Source organism: Mycobacterium sp. TH-M25 (genome assembly GCF_057473665.1).
Genome location: NZ_JBYCLA010000005.1, coordinates 1 through 3,370, shown reverse-complemented (window position 1 = coordinate 3,370; position 3,370 = coordinate 1). Strand labels below are relative to the sequence as shown.

Sequence of the window (3,370 nt, the reverse complement as noted above, 5' to 3'; positions counted from 1 at the left end):
GCGGTGGGCTGAAGGCAACCCCGACGCGGTGAACCGCGAACCACTGGACGAAGACGGATATCACAGCAGCCCAATGATTTCCGAGCCGCTCCGACGGCTGGACTGTGCACGCCCGGTGAATGGGGCGGTGGCGATCGTGCTGACCGGCGCACCCGCGATCGGCACGTCGCGGGTGCGGGTGCGCGGCACCGGACGCGAGCATCCGGTGCGGCGTCGCCGCGCCGGCGCGGAGTCGTGGTTCGGGGGCGGCCGCCGCGCCGTCGACGACGCGCTGGGCCAAGCCGGAATGCGCCGCGGTGACCTCGACGTCGCGCAGCTGTACGACCCGTTCACCATCGTCACACTGATCCTGCTCGACGAGTACCGGTTGACCGGCAACGCCCCCGCGGGGGAGTTCGTCCGGACCGGCCAGCTCGGCCCCGACGGTGCGCTGCCGACCAACACCGGCGGCGGTCAGCTGTCCGGTTTCTACCTGCAGGGCATGACGCCGCTGGCCGAGGCCGTGATTCAGCTGCGAGGAGCCGGTGGGGCACGTCAGGTCCCCGGCGCCACCACCGCCCTGGTCGGTGGGATCGGCGGCCGGATGGACCATCATGCTGCGTTGGTACTGGAGCGGGCGGCGTGAGCACATGGACGTCATGACCGACTGGCTGCTGAGCGCCGAGCTGGCGTCCGAGGTCGAGCACGATCCGCTGCGTCCGCTCTACGATGCGGCGGCGCGCGGCGAATTGGCGCTGCCGTTCTGCGCGTCGTGCAAGCTCACGCTCGAGCTCGAACAGTTCGTATGCGACGGGTGCGGCGGCCAGCAACCAGACTGGCGGGTGGTGGCGCCCGAGGGCGTCGTGCACTCCTCGACCGTCATGCACCGACGCGAGCCGGGCCTGGTCCTGACCGACGCTCCTTACCCGGTAGTCGACGTCGAACTCGCCAGCGGCCACCGGCTGATCATGACCACGCTGCACCCGGACCCGGACGCCCCCGCGATCGGTTCCGCGGTACGGGTGGCCTTCCGGCGGCTCGGCACGGTCCATATACCCGCCGTGACAAACTCCGCAGACACCACTGAACTGGGGGAACTTGCATGACCACCCTCGAACCACGCACCACCGCGGATGATTTCGACGTCTCGACGGTCGTGCGCCGTGACCGTGTGCACGGCTCGGTCTACACGTCACCGCAAATCTTCGCCCGCGAGATGGACACCATCTTTAAGAGGGGATGGGTGTACGTCGCCCACGAGAGCGAAGTCAGCGAACTCGGCGACTACCTGACCCGGATGATCGGCCGGGAGCCAGTCGTGGTGGCACGCGGGAAGGACGATGTGGTGCGGGTGCTGTTGAACCGCTGCACGCATCGCGCTAACAAGTTGTGCAATGCTGAGAAGGGCAACGCCAACTCGTTCCGCTGCCCGTATCACGGCTGGACCTTCGCCAATACCGGTGCGCTGTCCGGTGTTCCGATGCGCGAGGCTTACGGTGAAGCGTTTAACGACGTGCGCTCCGAACTGGGCCTGGCCGAAGTACCGCGGGTGGATAGCTACGGCGGGTTCATCTTCGCATCGCTGTCGCCCGAGGGTGTCACGCTGGGCGAACATCTGGGCAAGGCGACCCACGCGATTGACCGACTGCTCAACCTGTCGCCCACCCGCGCTATCGACCTGCGCGCCAACTGGATGAAGCATCTGCATCACGCCAACTGGAAGATGGTGGTGGAGAACAATGTCGACGGCTATCACGCGCTGTTCACCCACGCCTCGGTGTACGACGCGATTCGCCCCGCCAAGGTTTCGCACGTGCCTACCAAGGTCGATGTGCTGGTCCGCGATATCGGCGACGGGCACTCCGAGATCGATTACAGCAACGAATACCGCAAGCTCGATGAGGAATTCGTCTGGTACGGCCGAATTCCACGGGCCAAGCTCACTGAGTATGTCGGCGCACTCGAGAACGCCTATGGGCCCGAGCAGGCGCACGATGCGTTGGTGGTCGGCCCGCCGCACACGCTGATCTGGCCCAACCTGTTTCTGGCAGAGATGAACGTGATGTTCGTCGAACCGCAGGCCACCGACCGCACGGTCGCCTACACCACCGCGGTCCTCATCCCGGGCCAGGACAAGCTCAACGAACGCACGCTGCGTCGTGCCGAGGGCGCGATGGGGCCTGCGGGCTTCCTGATCGCCGACGACGGTGAGATCGGCATGCGCAACCAGGCCGGCCTGGCCGCCGAAGAGCCCGAGTGGCTGGTTCTGTCCCGCGGTGTCGACAGCGACGTCACCGATGACACCGGCATCGTAAACACCGACAAGAGCGCCGAGACACCCCAGCGTGGTTTCTATGCCCAGTGGGCGGCTGTCGTCGGTGGAAAGGCCTGACCACCATGACTATCGAGACAGACATTGCTGAGCGGTCTGCAATCATCTCGGCGGCGATGCGCCCACTGCCGGAGCCCGAGATCCTGTCCTTCCTGCACTTGGAGGCGCGACTGGCCGACGAGGGCCGCTACTCGGAGTGGGAGGCCTTGTGGGCCGATGACGAGGACGTCCTCTACCGGGTGCCGATGCACCCCGATGACGACCCCCGCACCACACTGGCCTACATTAACGACAACCGCAGGCGCATCAAAAGCCGTGTCGCCCAGCTTAATACCGGTAACCGCCATTCGCAGATCCCGCCCTCAGTGATGCGCCGGGTACTGTCCAACAGCGAGGTGACCAACACCACCCCGGACACCGTGACCGTCGAGTCTAATTTCGCGTTGTTCGAATACCGTTACCGGCAACGGTTCTGGGCCGGGCGGGTCAGCCACACTGTGCGTCGAACCGGCACATCGGGCGAGCTGTGGCTGCTGCGTAAGATCGTCAATCTGATCGACGCCAGCGCCCCACTCGATACATTGGCTTTCCTGATATGAGAACCGCGTGCTGGTAGGGGATATCTCTGCCAACAATGCGCGCCGCTACCCGGACAAGCAGGCGCTGGTGGACGGCGACCGGGTGTATACCTGGTCGCAGGTCGATGATCGGGCACGGCGGTTGGCCAGCTTGCTCCTGCGCCGTGGGCTGTCGCCAGGCGACCGAGTGCCGGTGATTGCGCGCAATTGTATCGAATGGCCAGAGATTTCGTTCGGGCTGGCCAAGGCGGGACTTATCGCGGTGCCGGTGAACATCCGGTTGGCGCCCGACGAAGTAGCCCACATTCTCGATGATTCGGGTGCGCGGGCCGCGATCGTGCACGACGACCAGTATGAGAAGTTTGCTCTCGAACTCAACGACCTGATCGTCTTGACCATCGGACCGGATTACGAGACCGCCCTGGCGGCAGCTGATCCGAATCTGCCGCGGCTGGACATCTCCCCCGATGACATCGCGGTC

Annotated in this window: 5 protein-coding genes; all 5 read left to right on the top strand. The window is 65.4% G+C overall.

Annotated features, from left to right (window positions below):
• Window positions 1-625, top strand: a 625-nt coding sequence (locus AC2VOU_RS00140; protein ID WP_486955523.1) for a thiolase family protein, incomplete at its 5' end; no start/stop codon positions are given.
• 4 nt (window positions 626-629) lie between these two features.
• The gene (locus AC2VOU_RS00135; protein WP_090422590.1) at window positions 630-1,085 is read left to right on the top strand and encodes an OB-fold domain-containing protein; all 456 of its coding nucleotides are present in this window, start codon (window positions 630-632) and stop codon (window positions 1,083-1,085) included.
• Window positions 1,082-2,371, top strand: coding sequence for an aromatic ring-hydroxylating oxygenase subunit alpha (locus AC2VOU_RS00130; RefSeq protein WP_486955522.1), 1,290 nt, complete (start codon window positions 1,082-1,084; stop codon window positions 2,369-2,371). Before AC2VOU_RS00135 ends, AC2VOU_RS00130 begins: the two co-directional genes overlap by 4 nt.
• A 5-nt stretch (window positions 2,372-2,376) precedes the next feature.
• Window positions 2,377-2,910 (top strand): aromatic-ring-hydroxylating dioxygenase subunit beta, encoded by a 534-nt coding sequence (locus AC2VOU_RS00125; protein ID WP_486955521.1) that lies wholly within the window; start codon window positions 2,377-2,379, stop codon window positions 2,908-2,910.
• 7 nt (window positions 2,911-2,917) lie between these two features.
• The coding region (locus tag AC2VOU_RS00120; protein ID WP_486955520.1) for an AMP-binding protein at window positions 2,918-3,370 on the top strand (453 nt) is incomplete at its 3' end.

Coding starts and splice junctions, on each gene's coding strand:
- AC2VOU_RS00135 (WP_090422590.1), top strand. CDS start 630: ATGGACGTCATGACCGACTGGCTGCTGAGCGCCGAGCTGGCGTCCGAG.
- AC2VOU_RS00130 (WP_486955522.1), top strand. CDS start 1,082: ATGACCACCCTCGAACCACGCACCACCGCGGATGATTTCGACGTCTCG.
- AC2VOU_RS00125 (WP_486955521.1), top strand. CDS start 2,377: ATGACTATCGAGACAGACATTGCTGAGCGGTCTGCAATCATCTCGGCG.